23 protein-coding genes and 1 tRNA gene are annotated in these 21,585 nt (G+C 55.6%); 7 read left to right on the top strand and 17 right to left on the bottom strand.

The window, feature by feature from the left end; genetic code table 11:
- Positions 1 to 193 precede the first annotated feature (193 nt).
- Positions 194 to 252, bottom strand: a tRNA-OTHER gene (locus ACRBB0_RS04620).
- 149 nt (positions 253 to 401) lie between these two features.
- On the opposite strand from ACRBB0_RS04620, the gene ACRBB0_RS04615 reads away from it, so the two are divergent.
- Positions 402 to 1,385, top strand: coding sequence for a complex I NDUFA9 subunit family protein (locus ACRBB0_RS04615; protein ID WP_431373222.1), 984 nt, complete (start codon positions 402 to 404; stop codon positions 1,383 to 1,385).
- Between the two features lie 82 nt (positions 1,386 to 1,467).
- Here the strand turns inward: ACRBB0_RS04615 and ACRBB0_RS04610 are convergent, their stop codons facing one another.
- The 4 genes from ACRBB0_RS04610 to ACRBB0_RS04595 all read right to left on the bottom strand — a co-directional run bounded on the left by ACRBB0_RS04610 (position 1,468) and on the right by ACRBB0_RS04595 (position 3,102).
- The gene (locus tag ACRBB0_RS04610) at positions 1,468 to 1,731 is read right to left on the bottom strand and encodes a DUF6455 family protein (protein WP_431373221.1); all 264 of its coding nucleotides are present in this window, start codon (positions 1,729 to 1,731) and stop codon (positions 1,468 to 1,470) included.
- Entirely contained in the window at positions 1,728 to 2,033 is a 306-nt protein-coding gene (locus ACRBB0_RS04605) for a DUF6455 family protein (RefSeq protein ID WP_431373220.1), read from the bottom strand. Before ACRBB0_RS04605 ends, ACRBB0_RS04610 begins: the two co-directional genes overlap by 4 nt.
- Before the next feature lie 3 nt (positions 2,034 to 2,036).
- On the bottom strand, positions 2,037 to 2,294 hold the full coding sequence (locus ACRBB0_RS04600) for a DUF6455 family protein (RefSeq protein WP_431373219.1): 258 nt from the start codon (positions 2,292 to 2,294) through the stop codon (positions 2,037 to 2,039).
- A gap of 100 nt (positions 2,295 to 2,394) precedes the next feature.
- Positions 2,395 to 3,102, bottom strand: coding sequence for a M48 family metallopeptidase (locus ACRBB0_RS04595; RefSeq protein ID WP_431373218.1), 708 nt, complete (start codon positions 3,100 to 3,102; stop codon positions 2,395 to 2,397).
- Between the two features lie 131 nt (positions 3,103 to 3,233).
- On the opposite strand from ACRBB0_RS04595, the gene ACRBB0_RS04590 reads away from it, so the two are divergent.
- Positions 3,234 to 3,470 carry a hypothetical protein gene (locus tag ACRBB0_RS04590; RefSeq protein WP_431373217.1) on the top strand — a complete coding sequence of 79 codons (237 nt, stop codon included), beginning with the start codon at positions 3,234 to 3,236 and terminating at the stop codon, positions 3,468 to 3,470.
- Here the strand turns inward: ACRBB0_RS04590 and ACRBB0_RS04585 are convergent.
- Positions 3,446 to 3,718, bottom strand: coding sequence for a DUF167 domain-containing protein (locus tag ACRBB0_RS04585; protein WP_431373216.1), 273 nt, complete (start codon positions 3,716 to 3,718; stop codon positions 3,446 to 3,448). The two genes, ACRBB0_RS04590 and ACRBB0_RS04585, sit on opposite strands and share 25 nt — an antisense overlap.
- Positions 3,719 to 3,815: 97 nt before the next feature.
- Here ACRBB0_RS04585 and ACRBB0_RS04580 point away from each other — a divergent pair, with 97 nt between their 5' ends.
- Positions 3,816 to 4,394 carry a nitroreductase family protein gene (locus tag ACRBB0_RS04580; RefSeq protein WP_431373215.1) on the top strand — a complete coding sequence of 193 codons (579 nt, stop codon included), beginning with the start codon at positions 3,816 to 3,818 and terminating at the stop codon, positions 4,392 to 4,394.
- Entirely contained in the window at positions 4,391 to 5,086 is a 696-nt protein-coding gene (locus tag ACRBB0_RS04575) for an EI24 domain-containing protein (protein WP_431373235.1), read from the top strand. The genes ACRBB0_RS04580 and ACRBB0_RS04575 overlap by 4 nt, the downstream gene beginning before the upstream one ends.
- An 18-nt stretch (positions 5,087 to 5,104) precedes the next feature.
- Here the strand turns inward: ACRBB0_RS04575 and ACRBB0_RS04570 are convergent, their stop codons facing one another.
- Both ACRBB0_RS04570 and mce read right to left on the bottom strand, forming a co-directional pair.
- Positions 5,105 to 5,383, bottom strand: coding sequence for a DUF1467 family protein (locus tag ACRBB0_RS04570; RefSeq protein WP_431373214.1), 279 nt, complete (start codon positions 5,381 to 5,383; stop codon positions 5,105 to 5,107).
- Positions 5,383 to 5,787 carry a methylmalonyl-CoA epimerase gene (gene mce / locus ACRBB0_RS04565; RefSeq protein ID WP_431373213.1) on the bottom strand — a complete coding sequence of 135 codons (405 nt, stop codon included), beginning with the start codon at positions 5,785 to 5,787 and terminating at the stop codon, positions 5,383 to 5,385. The genes ACRBB0_RS04570 and mce overlap by 1 nt, the downstream gene beginning before the upstream one ends.
- A 147-nt stretch (positions 5,788 to 5,934) precedes the next feature.
- Between mce and ACRBB0_RS04560 the strand changes: the two genes are divergently transcribed.
- The gene (locus tag ACRBB0_RS04560) at positions 5,935 to 6,651 is read left to right on the top strand and encodes a response regulator (protein ID WP_431373212.1); all 717 of its coding nucleotides are present in this window, start codon (positions 5,935 to 5,937) and stop codon (positions 6,649 to 6,651) included.
- Positions 6,652 to 6,657: 6 nt separating this feature from the next.
- On the opposite strand, the gene ACRBB0_RS04555 is transcribed toward ACRBB0_RS04560, so the two are convergent.
- The 7 genes from ACRBB0_RS04555 to ACRBB0_RS04525 form a co-directional block, all read right to left on the bottom strand.
- Positions 6,658 to 7,878: a DUF1501 domain-containing protein gene (locus ACRBB0_RS04555; RefSeq protein WP_431373211.1), complete on the bottom strand. Its 1,221-nt coding sequence runs from the start codon at positions 7,876 to 7,878 to the stop codon at positions 6,658 to 6,660.
- Between the two features lie 3 nt (positions 7,879 to 7,881).
- Complete coding sequence (locus ACRBB0_RS04550; RefSeq protein WP_431373210.1) at positions 7,882 to 9,267, bottom strand: DUF1800 domain-containing protein; 1,386 nt, start codon at positions 9,265 to 9,267, stop codon at positions 7,882 to 7,884.
- Positions 9,268 to 9,369: 102 nt separating this feature from the next.
- A complete protein-coding gene (locus ACRBB0_RS04545) occupies positions 9,370 to 9,576 on the bottom strand; it encodes a hypothetical protein (RefSeq protein ID WP_431373209.1) in 207 nt (68 codons plus the stop codon).
- Between the two features lie 11 nt (positions 9,577 to 9,587).
- Positions 9,588 to 9,824 (bottom strand): thioredoxin family protein, encoded by a 237-nt coding sequence (locus ACRBB0_RS04540; protein WP_431373208.1) that lies wholly within the window; start codon positions 9,822 to 9,824, stop codon positions 9,588 to 9,590.
- A gap of 3 nt (positions 9,825 to 9,827) precedes the next feature.
- Entirely contained in the window at positions 9,828 to 11,684 is a 1,857-nt protein-coding gene (gene aspS, locus ACRBB0_RS04535; protein WP_431373207.1) for an aspartate--tRNA ligase, read from the bottom strand.
- A gap of 212 nt (positions 11,685 to 11,896) precedes the next feature.
- The gene (locus ACRBB0_RS04530) at positions 11,897 to 12,553 is read right to left on the bottom strand and encodes an aminotransferase class IV family protein (RefSeq protein ID WP_431373206.1); all 657 of its coding nucleotides are present in this window, start codon (positions 12,551 to 12,553) and stop codon (positions 11,897 to 11,899) included.
- Positions 12,511 to 13,629, bottom strand: coding sequence for an aminodeoxychorismate synthase component I (locus ACRBB0_RS04525; RefSeq protein WP_431373205.1), 1,119 nt, complete (start codon positions 13,627 to 13,629; stop codon positions 12,511 to 12,513). Before ACRBB0_RS04525 ends, ACRBB0_RS04530 begins: the two co-directional genes overlap by 43 nt.
- A 179-nt stretch (positions 13,630 to 13,808) precedes the next feature.
- On the opposite strand from ACRBB0_RS04525, the gene carB reads away from it, so the two are divergent.
- Both carB and opgC read left to right on the top strand, forming a co-directional pair.
- Positions 13,809 to 17,141, top strand: a complete 3,333-nt coding sequence (gene carB / locus ACRBB0_RS04520) for a carbamoyl-phosphate synthase large subunit (RefSeq protein ID WP_431373204.1) — start codon at positions 13,809 to 13,811, stop codon at positions 17,139 to 17,141.
- A 587-nt stretch (positions 17,142 to 17,728) separates the two neighbouring features.
- Positions 17,729 to 18,880 (top strand): OpgC domain-containing protein, encoded by a 1,152-nt coding sequence (opgC, locus tag ACRBB0_RS04515; RefSeq protein WP_431373203.1) that lies wholly within the window; start codon positions 17,729 to 17,731, stop codon positions 18,878 to 18,880.
- 181 nt (positions 18,881 to 19,061) lie between these two features.
- On the opposite strand, the gene ACRBB0_RS04510 is transcribed toward opgC, so the two are convergent.
- Entirely contained in the window at positions 19,062 to 20,540 is a 1,479-nt protein-coding gene (locus tag ACRBB0_RS04510; RefSeq protein ID WP_431373202.1) for an aldehyde dehydrogenase, read from the bottom strand.
- Between the two features lie 8 nt (positions 20,541 to 20,548).
- The gene (locus ACRBB0_RS04505) at positions 20,549 to 21,583 is read right to left on the bottom strand and encodes an LLM class flavin-dependent oxidoreductase (protein WP_431373201.1); all 1,035 of its coding nucleotides are present in this window, start codon (positions 21,581 to 21,583) and stop codon (positions 20,549 to 20,551) included.
- Positions 21,584 to 21,585: the final 2 nt, after the last annotated feature.

Raw genomic sequence — 21,585 nt, 5'->3', positions numbered from 1 at the left:
TAGTACCAGCCCTGCAATTCCTCTCGAAACCCTACAAATTATGGGAATCGGGCCACATCGCCGTGCGTCGCGCAGTGCTGAAACTGTGCTTAACTGACTGTCTGGAATACTGCCGAAACACCGGACCTAGAACCCCATCTTTAGCCTTTCCATTCAAGGCTTTAAGGGGGCAGTCAGGACAAGGTGTCCTTTTTGGTGCCCAGAAGAGGACTCGAACCTCCACNNCGCGTCTACCAATTCCGCCATCTGGGCACGGGTTGGTGGAGCGCGGTGTAAGCGCGTACCCGTGGGGTGTCAACAATCTTTTTAAAAGAAACATCCGCGCGGCAATCCAACACCTTGCCGGGGACGCCAGAGGCCGGTATTCCTGCGCCCGAGCTCGCATGCATGAGGAGAGATCAATGCCCAAACTCGTCACCATTTTCGGCGGAGCGGGATTCCTGGGGCGCTATATCGCCCGGCGCATGGCGAAAGAAGGTTGGCGCGTTCGTGTCGCCGTTCGCCGCCCCAACGAGGCGCTTCATGTGCGCCCCTATGGTGTTGTTGGCCAAGTGGAACCTGTCTTTTGCAACATTCGCGATGATGACAGCGTGCGCGCTGCCATGGACGGCGCAGACGCAGTTGTGAACTGTGTTGGGACGTTCGATAAATCCGGGAAGAACAATTTTGATGCGGTTCACGTAGACGGCGCAGGCCGGATCGCCCGAATCGCAACTGAACAAAATGTCGGCCAGTTGACCCATATTTCTGCGATCGGTGCGGATGCGGCCTCTGATAGCTTGTACGCCAAATCCAAAGCCCGAGGCGAAGATGCGGTGACAGCGCAGTATCCTGGCGCGGTGATTCTTCGGCCATCCGTGATGTTCGGGCCCGAGGATTCGTTCTTTAATCGCTTTAGCACGTTGGCGCGCTTTAGCGTGGTTTTGCCAATCGTAGGGGCCAACACAAAATTTCAGCCGGTTTATGTCGACGACGTCGCCAAAGCCGCTGTTCAATCGGCACTGGGCCATGCCGAAGCAGGTGTTTATGAACTGGGCGGACCCGATGTTCACAGCTTCCGCGCGCTGATGGACACCATGCTGGCCGTGACGCACCGCCGTCGTTTGGTTGCGAACATTCCATTCTGGGTGGCCGCCATCATTGGCCCGATTTCTGAATTCACCGAAAAACTGTCATTGGGCCTCGTCCCTGCACAGATTACCGGAGATCAAGTGCGTAGCCTAAAATCCGATAATATCGTTACCGAAGGGGCCCAGGGTTTTGCTGACTTGGGCATCAAACCCGTCGATTTGGAAACGATGCTACCGGAATACCTCTGGCGCTTCCGCCCGTCGGGCCAGTTCGACGCGATCAAAGATTCGGCCAAGAACCTGCGGGCGCATTAAGTTTCGCGCATCCCCAAAACACAAAAGCCCCGAGCAATCACTGCTTCGGGGCTTTTTGTTTTGTACCGTTCGGCGCCCGCCGTCAGTGTGGCCGACGCAAACTCGTCAAAAGTTCGCCATTGCAGCACCCAGGCGGAGGTGTCGCGACCAGCGCAGATTGCTTCGCCAGCCAAGATTCGCAGGCTTCGACCAAGGCACAGCCACGGCAATGCGTCACCATTCTCGCATAGGTCTCTGGCGCGAGGTTGCCGGTCTGCATCTCTTCGCTCAAGCTGAGGCCCATCGTTCGGGCAACGCTCCGCGTCATAAAGAAATGCCGGGCAGGATCGCCGAGATGTTGGGTCATGACTGCATCTCCTCAAGTTCGCTCTTAATGTCCGCAAGGCGGCTACGATTAATACAAGGGGTCGGCAGGGCACGCTGAACTTCTGTCGTTTGATCAAGCCAGCGACCACACCCCTCCGACCAATCACAGCCACGACAATGCGTGACGATACCGGCCCAATCCTCTTGGGTCATGATGTTGGCTTCAGCGGCCTTGACCAAATCAATCCCGGTCGCCTTGGCCATCCGTTTTACCAGCCAATAGTGTTCATTTTCGGGGCCCAGCACCAATTTGGCCGGTTTCACGGCGTGTTCATCTACCATGGCTTACATCCGTTTCAATTCTGCGAACAAAGAGGCGTTGCGGCAATACTCAGGTGGCGAGGCAGCTTGAACGGTTTGTTTCGCCAGCCACGCGGTGCAGGCGTCAGGCTTGCTGCAACCGGTGCATCGCAAGACCACATCATCAAGTTCGGATATCCGCAAGTGTCCGTCCAAGACCTCAGCCTCAAGATCAACACCGACGGCTCCGGCCATATCGTCGACTAGCGTGGCATGACGTTTTAATGTCTCGCGGCTCTGCATCTGCGATTCCTTCCTGCTCCTGATGGACAGGTGGGATGCTAGCGCCAGCAGTCGTTTTTGCTTTGATGCAGGTCAACGAGGCCAAAACCCGCGCATTGGCCTATAGGGCAGCCGCAGCATCCTTGACGGTTTGGCGACGTTGCGCATTGGGCGGATGCGTGCCCAAAAATTCATTTCCGGGATCCGGAAGCCGGGTGAAAAACAGGGATCCACGCACCGGATCGTACCCTGCCTTTGCAGCAATAACAGTCCCCAACCGGTCGGCCTCTAGCTCAAAATCCTTGGAAAAGGTACGCGCGCCGATCGCCGCGCCGAGCTGTTCCGCGTTTTTCACGGTTTCCGCATCAGCCCCACCAAGGGCCACAATGCCCGACAGAACCACCGCGCCATAGGTCGCGGTTTCCTGCGCCCGGTCCAAGTGTTTGAGGATATGATGTGCCGCCTCATGGCCCATGATGAAGGCCAGCTCATCCGCATTGCGCACGGATGTTATCAAACCGAGGTTAAACGCAAGAATGGGACGCCCAAACTGGTCAACCGTTTGAAACGCGTTGGGGGCTTGATCGGGGCGATCATCGACGACGATCTGAAAGTCGCAATTGATCCGAACCCGCGCATTTCGGCATTCACGTTCCGCGATTGGCTCGACCGTCTCAACCACCTGAACAAACTGGCGGGCCGCCCGCGCCGCTTGTTGCTGGATGGCCGAGTTCCCCTCAGGGGCCTTGGGCGCAGGGGGTATCACAGGCTGCGGCACCTCTGCACAAGCGGCAAGCAACGTAAAAATCAAAGGCACGAGACGTTTCATAGATCATTCCCAATCGGTCCTGCCAACCATAGGCGGCGATCTTACAGGGGGCCAGCCCTGCTCTGTCACTATTGGGTGTGTTTCATCATTTTCAGGTTCCGCCTGCACAGCGAAACAGCTAGCATTGCGGTATGTTTAGTATTGAACACGAATTCGACGCCACGATTGTCACTTTGGTTGATGAGGGGGGGGCGCCTTTGCAAGAGGACGTTGTCGTTTCCTCCTTCGAAGAATGCGTCACCGTCGAACAATTTGACCCGCGCACAGAAGACACCCAGAAAATCACCCTTTCCATATCGCAAATGCGCGATTTAATTGCGGCGGTGTCCCTGCCCGAAGGGATTTATTCCCGCCCGGACGAAGAATAAATCTCAAACTGTTTGTCGCGCGAAGTCTCACCTCGGACCAAAGACAAATGGGATTTAGGCACGCCCAACGCCTTGGCGAGAAGTTTCTTCACTGCCGTATTCGCCTTGCCATTTTCAGGGACCGTCGTGACATAGACCCGCAAGACATCGCCGTCTCGTTCAATCCTGTTGCGCGATGCTTTGGGCGTGACCCGCACCGCGAGTGTCGCGCCAGAAACGGCAAGATCGGATAAATCGGGTAAACGCATGTGGTTTTGCTAACAGTCGCACCCGATTTGCGCAACTTTGCCGGTTGAAACCTCGCACAGAAGCCATGACATATGCACTGCGACAACAGGAGAGACCATGCCGACGCCCAACCCCCAAGCCCTCGAATTCCTGCTGACCCGCCGGTCGCGCCCTGCCAAAACATTGCAAGGCCCCGCGCCTGACCAAGACAGGCTCAAGACACTTTTGACGGCGGCGGCGCGTACGCCTGACCACGGTAAATTAGAGCCTTGGCGTTTTGTGGTCCTGCAAGGGGACGCGCTCCAACGCCTGACAAATGCGGTTCCAGAATGCGGTGCGCGTATCGGCAAATCGCCCGAAGACATCGCCAAAGCTCAAGCGGCCTTTGCCAATAGTCCGCTTTGCGTCGCCGTGATCGAGATCCAAAAGGACAGCCCCAAAGTACCCGCAATTGAGCAAACCTACTCCGCCGGCGCGGTTTGCCTTGCCTTGCTAAACGCGGCATTGGCCGACGGGTGGGGCGCAAATTGGCTATCCGGCTGGGTGTCGCATGATCGAGACTATCTGGAAACAGAGCTTGGCTTGGCCGCAAATGAACGCATCGCCGGCTTCCTGCACATCGGCACGGAAAAATTCGCCCCACCCGAACGCCCCCGGCCTGACCTTGATGACATCACCACATGGGTAAACGTATGATAATCAGTGCCTTTTTATCCGCCCTCGCGCAGTTGAGCGATCGGCGGTTTCGCAAAGTTCTGTTGCGCGGCGTCGGCCTCGCGATTGCGATCCTGTTTGGTATTTCCACCCTGTTTATTTGGGGTGTCGGTCTGTTTGTCGGCGACGCTGTCAATCTGCCGTGGATCGGCGAAGTTCAGTGGCTCGACAATGTATTAAGCTGGGCCATGGTGCCCCTGATGATCGTGCTGTCGATGTTTCTGATGGTGCCCGTCGCATCGGCGATCACATCCATCTATCTAGACGACGTCGCCCAAGCCGTGGAAGATCGTCACTACCCCCATTCTGGCCCCGCCAGCGAGGTCGCGTTTGCCGACGGTCTGCGCGACACCATGAGCTTTCTCGGCGTTATGATCGTCGCCAACCTCGTGGCGTTGATCCTCTATCTCATCTTTGCGCCGCTTGCGCCGTTTATCTTTTGGGCGCTGAACGGATTCTTGCTTGGGCGGGAATATTTCACGCTCGCAGCGATTCGACGGGTTGGCCGCGAAGAAGCCAACAAATTGCGCAAACGCCATATGATGACAATCTGGGCGGCTGGGGTCTTGATGGCCATGCCGCTATCTATCCCGCTGGTGAACCTTCTGATTCCCGTGTTGGGTGCCGCGACGTTCACTCATATCTTTCATCGGGTCGACAAGACGGGACGCTAATTCGCGCCCCGCACCCCCTTACCCGCCGCGGTTCTCAAACCGGGTCCAGCGGGCAATGTCGTCAACGGTGATCATCCCGGTCAGAATAATGGCCGCGACAATCCCCCAAATCACCGCCGCAATCCCCGTCGTAATCCAGGCCTTGCGCTTGAGGTTATGACTATGAGGGCTTCCAGCATGCGTTCCCGGCACCACATCACCCGCCTCACCTTGGGTTTGAAGCCGGACCGGAATCACGATCAAAAAAGTCAGAAACCAGATGACCGCAAAGAGAACCAAGCCTGAGGTGATCCCCATTAAACTTGCTCCAGCTCGACGAGGCAGCCGTTAAAGTCTTTTGGATGCAAGAACAAAACCGGCTTGCCATGGGCCCCGATTTTCGGCTCGCCTGTTCCCAAAACACGCGCACCGGTTTCAGTAAGGTGATCGCGCGCGGCAAGGATATCATCGACCTCGTAGCAAATATGGTGGATACCGCCCGCTGGGTTTTTATCCAGAAACCCTTGAATGGGGCTGTTATCACCCAAAGGAAAGAGCAGCTCAATCTTGGTGTTTGGCAGCTCAATGAAGATCACGGTGACGCCATGATCGGGTTCATCCTGTGGCGCGCCAACTTTGGCCCCCAGAGCATTGCGATATTGGTCCGCAGCGGCCTCTAGATCCGGCACCGCGATGGCCACGTGGTTCAAACGTCCAATCATGTTTTTCTCCCAGTCCTATCCATGGCTGGCCTTATGGCCCGGACGCAACAAAAGGGGCAAGCATATGTCCAAACCCTGCGGCCTTTAACCGCTTGTTCACCAGCATTGATGAATCCTGTGTAACGACTCGCACCTCAGGAGGGGATCATGGACGACGATGACCTAATGCAAAAACACTTACGGCCGACTGCCACACGGCCGCTTCTTGGACTGACCATATTGGTTGTGGAAGACAGCCGATTTGCCTGTGACGCAATGCGCCTGCTTTGCTTGCGATCCGGGGCCCGAATTCGACGCGCTGACTGCCTGAAATCGGCGCGCCGCCACCTTCAGGTCTATCGCCCAAGTGTGGTGATCATCGACCTCGGATTGCCCGATGGCTCTGGGGCTGAACTGATTTCCGAACTGTCAGTGGCCTGCCCGCGTGTCGAAGTGATCCTGGGGATCAGCGGCGATAGTTTTGCCGAAGAAGTCGCCCTTGCCGCTGGTGCCGATGGCTTCTTACCCAAACCGATCTCGTCGGTAGTAGGCTTCCAGAATGCCATCATTTCCGCCCTACCGATTGAGCGTCAGCCCAATGGCCCCCGTTTGGTAAGTGATGATCCAGTGCTGCCTGATCCACTGGCCTATCGCGATGACATGGCCCATGCTGCTGATGTCCTTGATGATCGCGAAGACGACCGTTCGCTCGCGTATATCACGCAGTTCATAACCGGAGTTGCCCGCAGTGCAGGGGATGGCATTTTGCAACAAGCCGCAGAAGAGTTGGCAGAAGCCCGTCAATCAGGACGCCCCTTGCAATCAAACTTGGCCAAGGTCGCCGCTCTGGTCCAAGACCGCATGACCGATCGGATCGCGATGTAAAAAGCCCTAAAGCAAAAGCTTGGGATCCGCCCCCAAATCGAGTTGGGGGAAGATGTCTCGTTCAACCGCGCCAGCAGAGATCCCAAAGAGCCCCCGAAGGAGCCAGCCGGAATAGGCGCGCAAATCGCGTGTTGGCATCACATCGCGCTGCTGTAGTAGGTCAGCATCGCCAAGCCCAGGCCAATCAGCAAACACGCGACCGCCGCGAATGGCACCGCCTGCCAAGACCATTGCACCGCCCGTGCCATGTCCGGTTCCCATGGTTCCGTTGAAGCGTGCTGTGCGGCCAAACTCAGTCATGGCCACGATGGCGGTTCGTTTCCATACCGGGCCCGTCAACTCGTTCTTCAGGGTCAAAATCACATCGGACAGTGTCCCCAAGGAGCGGTTGAGTAAACGATCTTGTTGCGCATGACTGTCCCAACCATTCAGGGAAAAGGACGCTATTCGGGCGTCCTCGCGCAGCCTGTCTGCTGCAAATTTGGCCAGCCGCTTTTCGTAACTGGTATCACGCCCAGCTTGCGAATTGTCTTCTAGCATCGCCATCATCTCGGACATTCCGCCATTCACCGCCACAGGATCACCGTCATTGTCCGCAAGCTGAAAGGCTTCGGACAGTGCGAATGACATAGCCGGATCATCTTTCAAAACCATTTGCGCCAAGCGAATAGCCTGCGGGCTTAGCGCAAGGTCCACATCAGGCGACCAACGTTTGATCAACTGAGGCCCATCTAAAACAGCCAACGCATCATTGCCGACCGCATAGGCCATATCTGCCCGATAGCCAGGAATATGACCCATCATACGATTAAGCCAACCGTCGCGCACGCCCCCGGATTTCAGCGATGCACCGCCCGCCTCAAGCAAATCCTGACCATCGAAATGGCTTCTCTTGTTCCGGTAAGGCGTTGAAACAGCGTGAACAAAACCGAGATGTTGGTCTTTCCAAAGTGGCAAAAGCGGCCGCAACGCCGGGTGCATGGCGTAAAAGCCATCCAAATCAGCATACCCCTCAGCCCCCATCGCAAGCGGGCCTCGTATCTCGGACAAACTGGGATCGCCATAAGGCGCCACCGCCGCAAGCCCATCCATACCGCCCCGCAAAATGATAACAACGAGCCGGTTATCGCTGGGCGCAGCGGCGAAACTGATCGGCGTCATCAGCGGACTGGCAGCCAAGGAACACCCTATTATCGCAGAGCGTGTCAAAAACGAACGTCGATCCATAGCCTACATCCTTTGAAACGCGGGAGAAATCAGCACCAGCCCGATACCGTCGGCTCGGCTCTCGGCCGCACCGGCCGCAAAGCGCACTGTCTCAGTGACATGGGGGCCCAACGCCGTCTCGACAAACACCCTCGGGTCAGGGAGGCGCGGCACCAAAAGACGGGGGACGATGACCGACCATTGCAATCGAGCAGCAATGCTTTGAGGTGTGATCCAGGCGCTGTCCGCTTCTTCAAGCCCATCCGGGCCAGACGGTTTTTGCCAGATATGCCCCATCAAGCGCATAGGCTCAAAAAGGCGCTGCTTCAGTTCTTTTTCATCCAAGGTTTGAATGGATCTGGGATGCACAGCCAAGGCACGGGCTGCCGAAGACACAAAATCAAAGGGCCGCTTAACGTTTGGCCGCTCAGCCCCCCAAGACGACGGGTGCATCAACATGGCACGATACGCTTCGGTCAAATGCCCGTTGCTGTCACGCCAGGCCCGTTCAATCGCTGCAATCAGATCGGGATCCGGCCTGTCCGACACAAAATGAATCGCAAGCTTGCGGGCCATGTGTCGTGCTGTCGACGGATGTGCGGCAAGATCGTGCAGCACGGCTTCAATGTCGCGAATATGGGGATTGTCGCCACCATAAGACTTACCAAGAACGGTCTCAGGCCCAGGCTCGGCCAAGTTTTTCTGAAAATGACGGCCTTGCTTGGCTTGCATCGTCAGCCCCGTTAGCAGCTTTGCCAGCTCAACCACATCACCCTGCGTATACGGCCCATCCACACCCAAAGTGTGCAATTCCAATATTTCACGCGCCAGATTTTCAATTAACCCAAATTTCCCCGGCTTCCTTTTACCGTTAACCGAGTTTGGTCCCGCAGATCGATTTTGGTCCAGATAATGGACCATCAAAGGGTGGGTCACCGCAGCAACCAAAAGATCACCAAACTGGCCAGTCATATTGGGCCGAATGGCACTTTGAACATAAGGCGAAACGGCGCGACGCAGAATTCCGGCTTTCCCAGCAGCGGTAAAATGATCGGCCCAAAACCCTTCCAATCGCTCAACAAACGGCGTTTTGGAATGGGTTCGGCGGAGCAAGTGCATCGCCATCCAACCAAAATGATCCACACGAGCCGTCTTGTTCAGCACGCGCATTTGCTTGGTTAGCGCTTTGCCTTCTTCGGTTCCACGCAGTTTGCGGAGCTGCTTTGCGACGGATTCACGTTCCACCATGCGCTTGCGAAATTCGGGGAACTCTTCGATTGGAAACCGCACCGACATCCGATCATTGGCCTGCAATCCTGCCAAAATACTCTCGACGTTGTCCGCAGGAGCAATGTTTGGGGACAAACCACAGCCAAAACGGATGTCAGCAAGGGTCGGATCAAAGGACATGCGCGGCCTGTTCGTGATTTCGTTAACCAGAACATAGGAAAGATGCGCAGAAATTGCACCGACCTAAGAAATTGATTGGCAACGAAGCGCCTAAACAGGAAATCACTTCGACGCCTTCTTCAGGATCGCCCAAAGCGGCTCAGGGGCCTCGGCTGGAAGGAAATAGAGATAATCGGACCAACCAGAATTAAACTCTGGCTGCAAAATCCCTTCGGGCGACAAAACCATTGTGCGCGGGATGTAATGGCCATCGGGTGCAAATGATGCCGCCTGAGCAGGCTCTTTGTCTTGATCCACAAGGACCAACACAAAACGCTCAGCTATCTCAACAATCTGTTGATCGAAAAAACATTGCGATATTCCCGGCAGACCGGGCACCAAGTTGCATGGACCAGCAAAAGTATAGGTTTTTCTTGGGCTTGCGCCAATTTCAAACCATCGTCCAATGCGTTCCATGCCAGTTCTCGGTCGTTGAACCCGGCGAGAAACGGCTGTGCTGCCGAAATCGACGGCAGCACAGCAAAGCTTAGAAGGGCAATTAGAAGTCGCCCAAACATGAATCAATCCTGCGGGATCACACGCAAGCCCAGTTCCATAAGCTGGTCTGATTGTGGATCGCTGGGCGCGTTCATCATCAGATCTTCTGCACGCTGGTTCATTGGGAACATCATGACTTCGCGGATGTTTTGCTGATCAGCCAGCAACATCACGATACGGTCGATACCAGCGGCGCAACCACCGTGGGGCGGCGCCCCGTATTGGAAGGCGTTGACCAGCGCACCAAAGCGATTCTCAACTTCTTCTTTGCCATAACCGGCAATCTCAAACGCTTTGTACATGATTTCAGGCTTGTGGTTCCGGATCGCGCCCGAGACCAATTCGTACCCATTACAGGCCAAATCGTACTGATAGCCCAACACGTCAAGCGGGTTGCCTTCAAGCGCTTCGGCACCACCTTGGGGCATCGAGAACGGGTTGTGCTCGAAATCGATCTTGCCGGATTCTTCATCCTGCTCGTAGATCGGGAAGTCGACGATCCATGCAAAGGCAAACCGATCCTTGTCAATCAGGTTCAGCTCGGTGCCGATCACATCACGGGCTTTACCCGCAATCTTTTCAAAGGCTTTTGGCTTGCCGCCCAAGAAGAACGCCGCGTCGCCAATGCCAAGGCCAAGCTGTTGGCGGATGGCTTCGGTACGCTCGGGGCCGATATTTTTGGCCAGCGGGCCGGCGGCCTCCATGCCAACTTCGACTTCACCGGATTTGATTTTGGCTTGGGCTTCTTTGACTTTGATGCCCAGTTCTTGCGCAACAGAGTCGGCGGTTTTTTCGCGCCAGAAAATGTAACCCATGCCCGGAAGGCCTTCGCCCTGGGCGAATTTGTTCATGCGGTCACAGAATTTGCGACCGCCACCTGTGGGCGCTGGAATGGCGCGGACTTCGGTGCCTTCTTGCTCAAGCAGCTTGGCAAAAATCGCAAAGCCGGAACCGCGGAAATGCTCGGAACAATCCTGCATTTTGATCGGGTTGCGCAGGTCTGGCTTGTCGCTACCATACCATTTGGCGGCATCACGATAGGAAATTTGCGGCCACTCGTGTGGCGCATCCACCTTCTTGCCTTCGCCGAATTCTTCGAACACACCGGCCAGAACCGGCGCGATGGTGTCAAAGATATCTTGCTGCTCAACAAAGCTCATCTCAAGGTCGAGCTGATAGAAGTCGGTGGGCGAGCGATCGGCGCGTGGGTCTTCGTCGCGGAAACACGGCGCGATCTGGAAATATTTGTCAAAGCCCGAAACCATGATCAACTGTTTGAACTGCTGAGGGGCCTGCGGCAGCGCATAGAATTTGCCCGGCTGTTGACGCGATGGCACGAGGAAGTCACGCGCACCTTCGGGTGACGAGGCGGTGATAATCGGCGTCTGGAATTCGCGGAAGTTCAGATCCCACATACGTTTGCGCATCGAGGACACAACGTCCGAGCGCAATGTCATCGACTTTTGCATGACCTCACGGCGCAGGTCGAGGTAACGGTACTTCAGGCGGGTTTCCTCTGGGTACTCTTGATCACCAAAGACCATGAGCGGTAGCTCAGCCGCAGACCCAAGCACTTCGAGTTCGCGAACGAAAACTTCGATTTCCCCAGTGGGCAGGTTGGTGTTGATCAGGCTTTCGTCACGCGCCAACACGTTGCCGTCAATGCGGATACACCATTCTGAACGCACTTTTTCCAACTCAGCAAACGCCGGGCTATCAGCATCGGCGATGACCTGAGTGATGCCATAATGGTCGCGCAAATCGATAAAAAGAACGCCGCCGTGATCGCGGACGCGATGCACCCAACCGGAAAGGCGGACGGTGTCACCGACATTGGCTTTGGTCAAGTCGGCGCAGGTATGGCTGCGATAGGCGTGCATCTGTTTTATCCCTTCGGGCGGATGTCATTTTGTCTGAATCTCGCCAAATCTGGCGCTTTGGGCCGATACACCGTTTGTGGGCGCTAAAGTCAAGGGATCGGTGGGTTTGATGGCAGTTTTGCACGCATTGACGGCCACAAGGGACACCGCCCCACCCCAAAGCGGCCCCGAAGTCTTGAGATGAAGTCTTTCGATCAACAAGACGCGGTAGATCACGGCCGCGCCGGGTCGTGCGAATCCCAGACCGCATTCACCGAACCGCGAAGAGAGTTGGTTAGGTTGATTGATGTTGCCGCCGCCAAATCCGACAGGGTCAAGGTTGCCTCGCGCAGCAAGCCCTTGTTCAGGCGACTTTGCCGATAGGTGCCGGGAAGGCAGCCCGACGCCAAAGGCGGTGTCAGCCGGTCGCCGGTTGCCGTGGTGATTGAAATATTGGTGATGGTGCCTTCGCAGACAGCGCCTTGTTGGTTCAGAAAAACAAATTCGTCGAGACCAGTGGGGAGACTGCTGCGCGCGGAATTATATAACTCACGGCGGGTCGATTTGTACCGCAGCCAAGGATCACTTGCATCCAGACGGGTCGGATGAATGCGAAACGTCCATTGCGTGGAGGGGGCAGGCATAACAGCGAGGTCCAAGTCCAAGGCACCGTTTTTATCCAGCGTCAAACGACAGCGCTTATCCCCGCCGCTCAGCGCATCCAGCAATTCAACTGCGCGGTTTTTGTCAAACTCAATGCCCAGCGCTTCGGCGGCATTGGACAGGCGCGCCAAATGCAAAGACAGGCGCGGGATGCCTTGATCGTCCTTGAAGGCAAAGGTTTCAATCAGGCGAAACTCGGGCTCAGTTGGGCAAAGCGGGCTTTCCACAAGGCTTCCTCATATTCGTCGGGCGCGGTGCTATCCCAGACGAGACCACCGCCGACATTTAATGTGGCCATGCCGTTTTCGATCATCAAAGTTCGGATCGCCACGTTGAATTCGCTCCGCCCATCCGGGGCCATCCATCCAATGGAGCCACAATAGATGTCGCGAGGCCCTGTTTCCAGGTCCGACAAGATTTCCATCGCCCGGATTTTGGGCGCACCTGTGACTGAACCGCATGGGAACAAGGCCCTGAGAATATCGGGCAAGGTTGTGCCGGGGCGCAATGACGCGCGGATCAAAGACACCATTTGATGCACCGTGGCATAGCTCTCGACCTTGAACAGCTCAGGCACCTTGACCGAGCCCGGAATCGACACGCGGCTGATATCATTGCGCAGCAAATCGACGATCATCAGGTTTTCGGCCTGATTTTTCTCGTCCTGAGCCACCCAAGCTTTGCGACGCTCATCTTCGGTTGCGTTTGGATGCCGGGCAACGGTTCCCTTCATTGGCCGGGTCTCGATCGTTCCATCCGCCTTGGTGCGAAAGAAGAGCTCAGGCGAGCGCGACAAGATATCCGGCAGGCCCGGAACCTGAACCAAAGCCCCATAATTGACCGGCTGACGCTCTGCCAAAGCGGCATAAAGCGCGGGCAAATCATCAGAAACCGGAAGCGCAATTGGAAACGTCAGGTTGGCTTGATAAATGTCACCGGCCCCAATCGCGTCGTGAACCGTATTAAAGGCTTTGGAATACCGGGCCTCATCCCATTTGGGTGCCGCCGGGCCAATCTGCCCCGCTGGTTGCGGCAAATCTTTGGGCATGGGCGCGTCAAAGACACCAAAACAGAGCAACGGCATCCTGCGATTTGCGGGCAACTTGGCCATCAACTTTGGCTCAAGCACATAGCCCAGTTCATAACTGGCAAAACCTGCAAGCCAAGCCCCGTTGTTATGGGCCTCTTCCAATGCATCCATCGCCAAAGGTACATCATCGGCTGAGTCGGCCCTGATGACATGGTGTGGCTGTGCAAACGCTGCGCGATCCCCACCCGGACCATGATCGAACTGGATTTTCATCAGCTTCCCCGATTACCTTCGGCCTGCGATATAAGGTTTTTTGTGTAAAACAAAAGTCTTGAAAGCGGCAAAGCAACTTCTGTTTCCGATAGCCCTTGCACCTTTTTGCGCACTGCCTATAACCCACGACAATTTGGGCGCTTGGGGGCGCCACATGCCAACAAACACAGAGGTGCACCATGCCGAAGAGAAACGACATCCAGTCGATCATGATCATCGGAGCGGGGCCTATTGTCATTGGACAGGCTTGCGAGTTCGACTATTCCGGCGCACAGGCTTGTAAAGCGCTTCGCGAAGAAGGTTACCGGGTCATTCTGGTCAACTCGAACCCCGCGACGATCATGACCGACCCGAACATGGCCGATGCCACATATATTGAGCCAATCACGCCTGAGGTTGTCGCAAAAATCATCGAAAAAGAGCGCCCCGATGCGTTGCTGCCAACCATGGGTGGCCAGACTGGTTTGAACACATCTCTCGCGCTTGAAGAGATGGGCGTTTTGGACAAATTCAACGTCGAGATGATCGGCGCGACCCGCGATGCCATTGAAATGGCAGAAGATCGCAAGCTGTTCCGTGAAGCGATGGATCGTTTGGGCATCGAAAACCCCAAGGCAACAATCATCACTGCCCCCAAGTCTGATGAAGGTGTGACCGATCTGGACGCAGGTGTTCAGATGGCGTTGGAAGAGCTGGACGAAATTGGCCTGCCCGCCATCATTCGCCCGGCCTTTACCATGGGCGGAACTGGCGGCGGTGTCGCGTATAACCGCGAAGACTACATCCATTTCTGCCGCACCGGTATGGATGCCAGCCCAGTCAATCAGATTCTCGTCGACGAGAGCCTTTTGGGCTGGAAAGAGTTCGAGATGGAGGTTGTGCGCGACAAAGCCGACAACGCCATCATCGTCTGTGCCATCGAAAATATCGACCCAATGGGTGTGCACACCGGCGATTCGATCACTGTTGCCCCTGCCCTGACCCTGACCGACAAAGAATATCAGATCATGCGGACGCATTCGATCAATGTTCTGCGTGAAATCGGCGTTGAAACAGGCGGGTCTAACGTTCAATGGGCGGTGAACCCAGCGGATGGCCGCATGGTCGTTATTGAAATGAACCCGCGCGTATCCCGTTCGTCTGCCTTGGCGTCCAAGGCGACCGGTTTCCCGATTGCTAAAATCGCGGCGAAACTGGCGGTTGGCTACACTCTCGACGAGCTGGACAATGACATTACCAAAGTCACCCCGGCTTCGTTTGAGCCGTCGATTGACTATGTTGTCACCAAGATTCCGAAATTTGCGTTCGAAAAGTTCCCAGGCTCCAAACCCTACCTGACCACAGCGATGAAGTCAGTCGGCGAGGCAATGGCGATTGGCCGCACCATCCATGAAAGCCTGCAAAAGGCGTTGGCTTCGATGGAATCCGGCCTAACCGGCTTTGATGATATCGAAATTGAAGGCGCGCCGGAAAAGGCCGCCGTGATCAAAGCCATAGGTGAGCAAACACCAGACCGGATGCGCACCATTGCCCAAGCCATGCGTCATGGTTTGACCAATGATGAAATCCAAAACGTCACTGCCTTTGACCCATGGTTCCTTGATCGCATCCGCGAAATTGTGGACGCCGAAGAGCAGGTCAAGACAAACGGCCTGCCAAGCGATGAGGCCGGTCTTCGTGAGCTTAAGATGCTCGGCTTTAGCGATGCGCGTTTGGCCAAACTGACGGGCTTTAGCGAAAAGGACGTCCGCACCAAACGGGTCAATGCCGGTGTCACCGCAGTTTTCAAACGCATCGACACCTGCGCCGCCGAATTTGAGGCGCAAACACCTTATATGTATTCCACCTACGAAGAGCCGATGATGGGCGAAGTGGAATGTGAGGCACGGCCATCTGATCGCAAAAAGGTGGTGGTTCTGGGCGGTGGTCCAAACCGAATTGGCCAAGGGATCGAGTTTGATTACTGCTGCTGCCATGCGTGTTATGCGCTGTCGGATGCTGGTTATGAAACCATCATGATCAACTGCAACCCCGAGACCGTGTCGACCGATTATGACACCTCGGACCGCTTGTACTTTGAACCCCTGACCTTTGAAAACGTCATGGAAATCCTGCGGGTTGAGCAGGAAAATGGCACTTTGCACGGCGTTATTGTTCAGTTTGGCGGGCAAACCCCGCTGAAACTGGCCAATGCGCTTGAGGCCGAAGGTATCCCGATCCTTGGCACGACACCCGATGCGATTGACCTTGCCGAAGACCGCGAACGCTTTCAGGCTCTGGTCAACCAATTGGCCCTCAAGCAGCCGAAAAACGGCATTGCCTCGACCGACGCCCAGGCCTTGACCATCGCGGATGAGATCGGCTTCCCGCTGGTGATCCGCCCGTCCTATGTTTTGGGCGGTCGTGCGATGGAAATCGTCCGTGATATGGCCCAGCTTGAACGCTACATCGCTGAGGCGGTTGTCGTGTCTGGCGACAGCCCCGTCCTTCTGGACAGCTACCTATCAGGTGCGGTTGAATTGGATGTGGATGCGATTTGTGACGGCACCGACGTGCATGTTGCGGGTATCATGCAGCATATCGAAGAGGCCGGTGTGCATTCGGGTGACAGCGCCTGTTCCTTGCCGCCCTATTCACTCTCTGACGAGATTTTGGCCGAGGTAAAACGCCAGACCGAGGCCTTGGCCAAAGCGTTGAATGTGGTTGGACTGATGAACATTCAGTTCGCAGTCAAAGACAACGAAATCTACCTGATCGAAGTGAACCCACGCGCCTCGCGGACTGTTCCCTTTGTTGCCAAAGCAACCGACAGCGCCATCGCATCAATCGCGGCACGGGTCATGGCAGGTGAAAAGCTGTCAGCCTTCCCACTGCGCGACGGTTACCCAGAGAACGCCGATTATGACACGGATCTGCCACTGGCAGATCCGATGACGCTCGCTGATCCGAACATGCCGTGGTTCTCGGTCAAAGAGGCCGTGTTGCCCTTTGCGCGTTTCCCCGGTGTTGATACGATCCTTGGGCCGGAAATGCGCTCAACCGGCGAAGTCATGGGATGGGATCGTTCCTTCCCGCGTGCGTTTTTGAAGGCACAGATGGGGGCCGGAACCATGCTTCCTGAGAACGGTTCAGTGTTCTTTTCCATCAAGGATGACGACAAGACGCCTCAGCTGGTGGAGACCGCCCAAACATTGGTCGATCTTGGCTTCAAGATCGTCGCCACATCGGGCACAGCGGCTTTCCTTGGGGATCAGGGCATTGCCTGTGACACCACCAAAAAGGTCTATGAAGGGCGCCCGAACATTGTCGACCTAATGAAAGATGGCGGAATTCAGTTGGTGATGAACACCACCGAAGGCAACGCCTCTGTCTCAGACAGCCGGGAAATCCGCTCGGTCGCCTTGTATGACAAGATCCCGTATTTCACGACCGGCGCAGGTGCCCATGCCGCCGCCCTCGCGATGAAAGCGCGTGAAGAAGGCGAGTTGGTGGTCAAGCCGCTGCAGGCCTGACCCTTCCACAAAATTTCTACGCAAGGGGGCCCAAGTGGCCCCCTTTTGTTATGCAACCACAAGTTTCTCTCGCAGAGGTCCGCCAACCTGGCGGGGCCAAGCACTTGGTCGCGCTGCCGCCCATCGGCTCGTTCGTGGCAAGAAACAGATTAGGTCATGACGCGCACTTTCGCCGGTGCCGTTGTAGAACAACCGCACCCCGGCATTTTTGCACCACAAAGCGTAGATGCCTTAGGCTTCGAGGCCTGCTGACACCGTCGCCGCAGCTTTGCCGCCATTGGCTGATCATCTGGGGAACGCTTTTGAAGATGAACGGAAGCGGTACAATATTGGGTTCAACAACGGCTTCTAAAACCCGTCAGAATAGCGACCACACGCGAGGCTCCTTCAGTGCCCGGCTCAACGGACACTTTCGAAATAATTGTCCCAAAGAGTCTCAGTTCAGTTTTTAGTTGTGCAAAATCGCGGAATGAACACATTCTAAACACGATCTTATAGTTCCGTAACGGCATAGACTGACGAACGCCACTCCAGCGTGAGGGCATATTTTTTTAACCTAGATGTTATTTACATTGTGGAGCAAAGCTTTGCGACTAGACATACTTGATGGCATTCGCGGACATTTGTTGATCATGATGATGCTCGCGCATTTATCTTGGCAACCGGACATGGGTTTTTTAGGAGCGGTTCATCACGCAAGGCTCATCGGTTTATTTGATGCCGAATTTCTGGTTTTCATGTCGGGATTGCTGGTTGGCATGTTGATGGTGCGCAAGTTTAAATCATCGCAAAACCTCAACCGCTTTCTCATTCAACGGCTCGACAAGGTGTACCGCTACTACCTTATCTCTGCTTTGCCGTTTCTCGCTTTGACCATTCTGGCGGCCCCAGATGCATTTGCCATGGCAAAGGATGGTGTCTGGGCGGTCGGCCAGGTTTTGGCGTTGCAAAATGGCGGAGGGTATTCTGACATTCTCCCCATCTACATTTGCTGCTTTGCCCTGTTACTGGCGGCGTCGCTGACGGTGATGCGGTTTGGAACCCTAGCGCTCTTGTCGGCATCTCTATTGATTTACGCCGTGAGCCTACCCAATTTCGCCTACGGTTTTTTCGGTTTTGGCAGCGCCTTCATGGCGTTTGATCTCGCTGCCTGGCAGTTTCTGTTCTTCATCGCCTATGCCTTGGGCACCCAATACGAAAACATCGTCAACAGGCTGTCGTCGCTCAGTTCCCCGGCGTTCTTTGCGTTGCTTGGAACCACGACTGTTCTGCTTGTCTGGCAACGCGGAGGTCTGGCGTACCCTGTGCCCTTTGCTATTCCCGTCGACATCCCTGACAATTGGGCGCGCATGCACCTGCACCCCCTTCACTTGCTCCGCATTCTTATTGTTTGCGCGGTTTTCTCAATCCTGATGATCCGCAAACATGCTCTGACATCCTATGCCACCCGCGCCATTGAATGGTATTTTGGCCTGCGTTTGCTGCGCTTTACTGGGATCTATTCGATCCAGATGTTCGTCTTTCATGTATACCTGATGGCGGTGTTCCAATTTCTGGATCAGGACTTAACCCAGTACGGAAAAACCGTATTGGCGCTGTCCCTGCTGGGGTCATTTTTGGGCATGCCTTTTGTTTTGAGGTTTTGGGACAAAGCAATGCAACGCCCCTGTCCCAAACCCAAACTCGCGGGATCAATGACAAGTGCTGAGCCAGAGACTGGACGGACAGTCGGCAACTAGGACACTTGATCTGTTCACTGGCGACTTCAGAACGATGAGCAAGGCAAAAGTCTAACCTTTGCCTCGCCTCTGAAGTCAATTGCCCGAACTTCCAAGAGGTTCGCCAAGCGGATCAGCAAACACATTGGTGCCCCTACACATCCGACCGAATGAGTGCCTTGCTGCTTGCGGGCTTGCCCTCTCAGCGCATCACAAACGGGTTGGCCATCGGTTTATCAGAGGTGTTGATCCAAGTGGTTTTTGTCCGTGTATAATCGAGGATCGCGTCCATTCCGGCCTCGCGCCCATAGCCCGATTGATCGAAACCACCGAACGGCGCGATCGGCGACACGGCGCGATAGGTATTGACCCAACAGATGCCCGCCTTGAGCCGTGAAGAGACGCGGTGCGCACGGGCGACATTCTCAGTAAAGACACCTGAGCCAAGACCAAAAGCCGTGCTATTGGCAATCGCGATGGCTTCTTCTTCGGTGTCAAAAGGCAAGAGCGACATGACGGGTCCGAACATCTCAATCTTGAGGGTTTCGGTCCCTGCATCCGCGCATTCCACAAGGGTCGGGGCCATGTAGTTTCCAGAACGCTCCAGCGGAGCCCCGCCAAAGCGAATACGAGCCCCCCCAGAGACAGCCGCAGCAAGTGTTGTCTCGATCGTTTTAATTTGGGCCGTTGTACAAAGAGGACCAATCTGTGTTTCGGCCAAGAGAGGGTCGCCGATGATAACCCCTTTCATCTTCGCTTCGATCTTTTCTGCCACTGCATCTAGCACCGAGCGATGCACCAAACCGCGCGACCCTGCCACACAGCTTTGACCTGAGGCACCAAAATTGCCCGCGATAAGCCCATTCGCCGCCCCATCTGGATCGGCGTCGTCAAAGACAAGAATTGGGGATTTCCCGCCCAATTCCAAAGTGGTCACCGCGAAGTTTTCTGCCGAATTACGCACCACATGCCGCGCAGTTTCAGGCCCACCGGTAAAGGCGATGCGGTCCACATCCGGGTGGCGTGTCAGCGGAATAGCACAGTTTTCAGCGTCACCGGTGATGATAGAGACAACCCCCGCCGGGAACCCGGCCTCTTCGACCAAACGGGCAAACTCAAGCATCGGGGCCGGGGCGATCTCAGACGCTTTCAGCACCACAGAACACCCCGCAGCAAGTGCCGGACCAAGCTTGGTTGCGGTCAGGAACATTTGAGCGTTCCAAGGGACAATGGCCACGACAACGCCGATTGGCTCGCGCCGGGTGAAGACATGCATATCGGGCTTATCAATCGGGAGGACAGCCCCCTCGATCTTGTCGGCCAGCCCTGCGTAATAGCGATAATAGTCGCCAACATAAGCCGATTGGCCTGCCGTCTCGGTCAAGAGCTTGCCGCTGTCAATCGTTTCAACCCGCCCAATCTTGGCCGCGTTTTCTTCGATCAGTTCAGCCAAGCGGTACAGCAACTTGCCCCGCTGCGTCTGGGTCATATCGCGCCAGGCTGGATCATTCAGCACACGGCGCGCGGAGCCAATGGCGCGGTCGACATCGGCTTTTGAGGCACAGGCAAACGTGGCCCACTCCTCGCCTGTGGCGGGGTTCTGAGATGCCATGGTTTGGCCCTCAGACCCTTCCGTCCAAGCGCCATCAATAAAGAGCTGGTAATGTGGTTTGGGATCCATTGTGTTCCTCATTGGAAAGCTGGCATGACGTTGTCGATGAACCGCGCAAGCGATGCGCGTTTGCGGTCAAAGCTCATCCCACTGTCGATCCAGAATGAGTATTCATCATATCCTAACGCTTCGTACTTTCTAATCTTTTCAATAACCTCATCGGCGGTTCCGACGGTCAGGTCTCTTGCCAAATTCGCGGGGGCCATCATTGCGTTGGCCTCTATTTCAGAGTCTGAAAGCGGGGCGATAAGCCCTTGCTCCACCGGGCGCTTGTTCTGAAACCAGGCCCCAAAATAACAATAAAACCGCGAAAGTTCGCGCGACGCCACCGCGACATCCTCGTCGTTTGCACCGACATAGGTATGATGAAGGAGCATGATTTTTGGACGCGGGCCGTCATAGCTATCGCAGGCATCGTTAAAACGCCCCATCAGCGTCTCGATCTCTTCCATCCCCTGCCACAGCGGTGTCACTTGAATATTGAAACCATTTTGCACCCCAAATTCATGGCTGTTGGGGTCCCGCGCGGCAATCCAGATGGGGGGCCCCCCCTCTTGCACCGGCTTTGGGGACGCCGTGGTGGATGGAAAGCTAAAATACTCGCCTTCATGGGCGCAATCCCCGTCCCACAGCTTGGGCAAAAGCGGCGCAATTTCCCGCATGCGTTGACCGGCTTCCCAGGCATCCATGCCCGGCATGAGCCGTTCATATTCATAGGAATACGCTCCGCGCGCGATACCCAGTTCAATCCGTCCACCTGTCATCAGATCAGCAGAGGCAGCTTCACCCGCCAGTTTGATAGGATGCCAAAACGGGGCAATCACAGTGCCCGTGCCAAGCTTGACGTTTTTTGTGTGTTGGGAAATCTGCACCAGTGACATGAGCGGATTGGGCGCAATGGTGAATTCCATACCGTGATGTTCACCCGTCCAGATGGCCCGCATCCCGGCTTGATCCGCCATTTTGCACAGTTCGATCATCTCTTTATTGAGTTGCTCATGCGACTGCTCAGGAGAGAGACGTTCCATGTGCAAAAAGAGTGAAAACTCCATTT

The organism is Pelagimonas sp., assembly GCF_050633425.1.
Lineage (GTDB): Bacteria > Pseudomonadota > Alphaproteobacteria > Rhodobacterales > Rhodobacteraceae > Pelagimonas.
Note: the sequence above shows the minus strand (reverse complement) of the source record. Positions and strands in the feature narration are given on the sequence as shown.

Coding starts and splice junctions, on each gene's coding strand:
- ACRBB0_RS04615 (WP_431373222.1), top strand. CDS start 402: ATGCCCAAACTCGTCACCATTTTCGGCGGAGCGGGATTCCTGGGGCGC.
- ACRBB0_RS04610 (WP_431373221.1), bottom strand. CDS start 1,731: ATGACCCAACATCTCGGCGATCCTGCCCGGCATTTCTTTATGACGCGG.
- ACRBB0_RS04605 (WP_431373220.1), bottom strand. CDS start 2,033: ATGGTAGATGAACACGCCGTGAAACCGGCCAAATTGGTGCTGGGCCCC.
- ACRBB0_RS04600 (WP_431373219.1), bottom strand. CDS start 2,294: ATGCAGAGCCGCGAGACATTAAAACGTCATGCCACGCTAGTCGACGAT.
- ACRBB0_RS04595 (WP_431373218.1), bottom strand. CDS start 3,102: ATGAAACGTCTCGTGCCTTTGATTTTTACGTTGCTTGCCGCTTGTGCA.
- ACRBB0_RS04590 (WP_431373217.1), top strand. CDS start 3,234: ATGTTTAGTATTGAACACGAATTCGACGCCACGATTGTCACTTTGGTT.
- ACRBB0_RS04585 (WP_431373216.1), bottom strand. CDS start 3,718: ATGCGTTTACCCGATTTATCCGATCTTGCCGTTTCTGGCGCGACACTC.
- ACRBB0_RS04580 (WP_431373215.1), top strand. CDS start 3,816: ATGCCGACGCCCAACCCCCAAGCCCTCGAATTCCTGCTGACCCGCCGG.
- ACRBB0_RS04575 (WP_431373235.1), top strand. CDS start 4,391: ATGATAATCAGTGCCTTTTTATCCGCCCTCGCGCAGTTGAGCGATCGG.
- ACRBB0_RS04570 (WP_431373214.1), bottom strand. CDS start 5,383: ATGGGGATCACCTCAGGCTTGGTTCTCTTTGCGGTCATCTGGTTTCTG.
- mce (WP_431373213.1), bottom strand. CDS start 5,787: ATGATTGGACGTTTGAACCACGTGGCCATCGCGGTGCCGGATCTAGAG.
- ACRBB0_RS04560 (WP_431373212.1), top strand. CDS start 5,935: ATGGACGACGATGACCTAATGCAAAAACACTTACGGCCGACTGCCACA.
- ACRBB0_RS04555 (WP_431373211.1), bottom strand. CDS start 7,878: ATGGATCGACGTTCGTTTTTGACACGCTCTGCGATAATAGGGTGTTCC.
- ACRBB0_RS04550 (WP_431373210.1), bottom strand. CDS start 9,267: ATGTCCTTTGATCCGACCCTTGCTGACATCCGTTTTGGCTGTGGTTTG.
- ACRBB0_RS04540 (WP_431373208.1), bottom strand. CDS start 9,824: ATGTTTGGGCGACTTCTAATTGCCCTTCTAAGCTTTGCTGTGCTGCCG.
- aspS (WP_431373207.1), bottom strand. CDS start 11,684: ATGCACGCCTATCGCAGCCATACCTGCGCCGACTTGACCAAAGCCAAT.
- ACRBB0_RS04525 (WP_431373205.1), bottom strand. CDS start 13,629: ATGAAAATCCAGTTCGATCATGGTCCGGGTGGGGATCGCGCAGCGTTT.
- carB (WP_431373204.1), top strand. CDS start 13,809: ATGCCGAAGAGAAACGACATCCAGTCGATCATGATCATCGGAGCGGGG.
- ACRBB0_RS04510 (WP_431373202.1), bottom strand. CDS start 20,540: ATGGATCCCAAACCACATTACCAGCTCTTTATTGATGGCGCTTGGACG.
- ACRBB0_RS04505 (WP_431373201.1), bottom strand. CDS start 21,583: ATGGAGTTTTCACTCTTTTTGCACATGGAACGTCTCTCTCCTGAGCAG.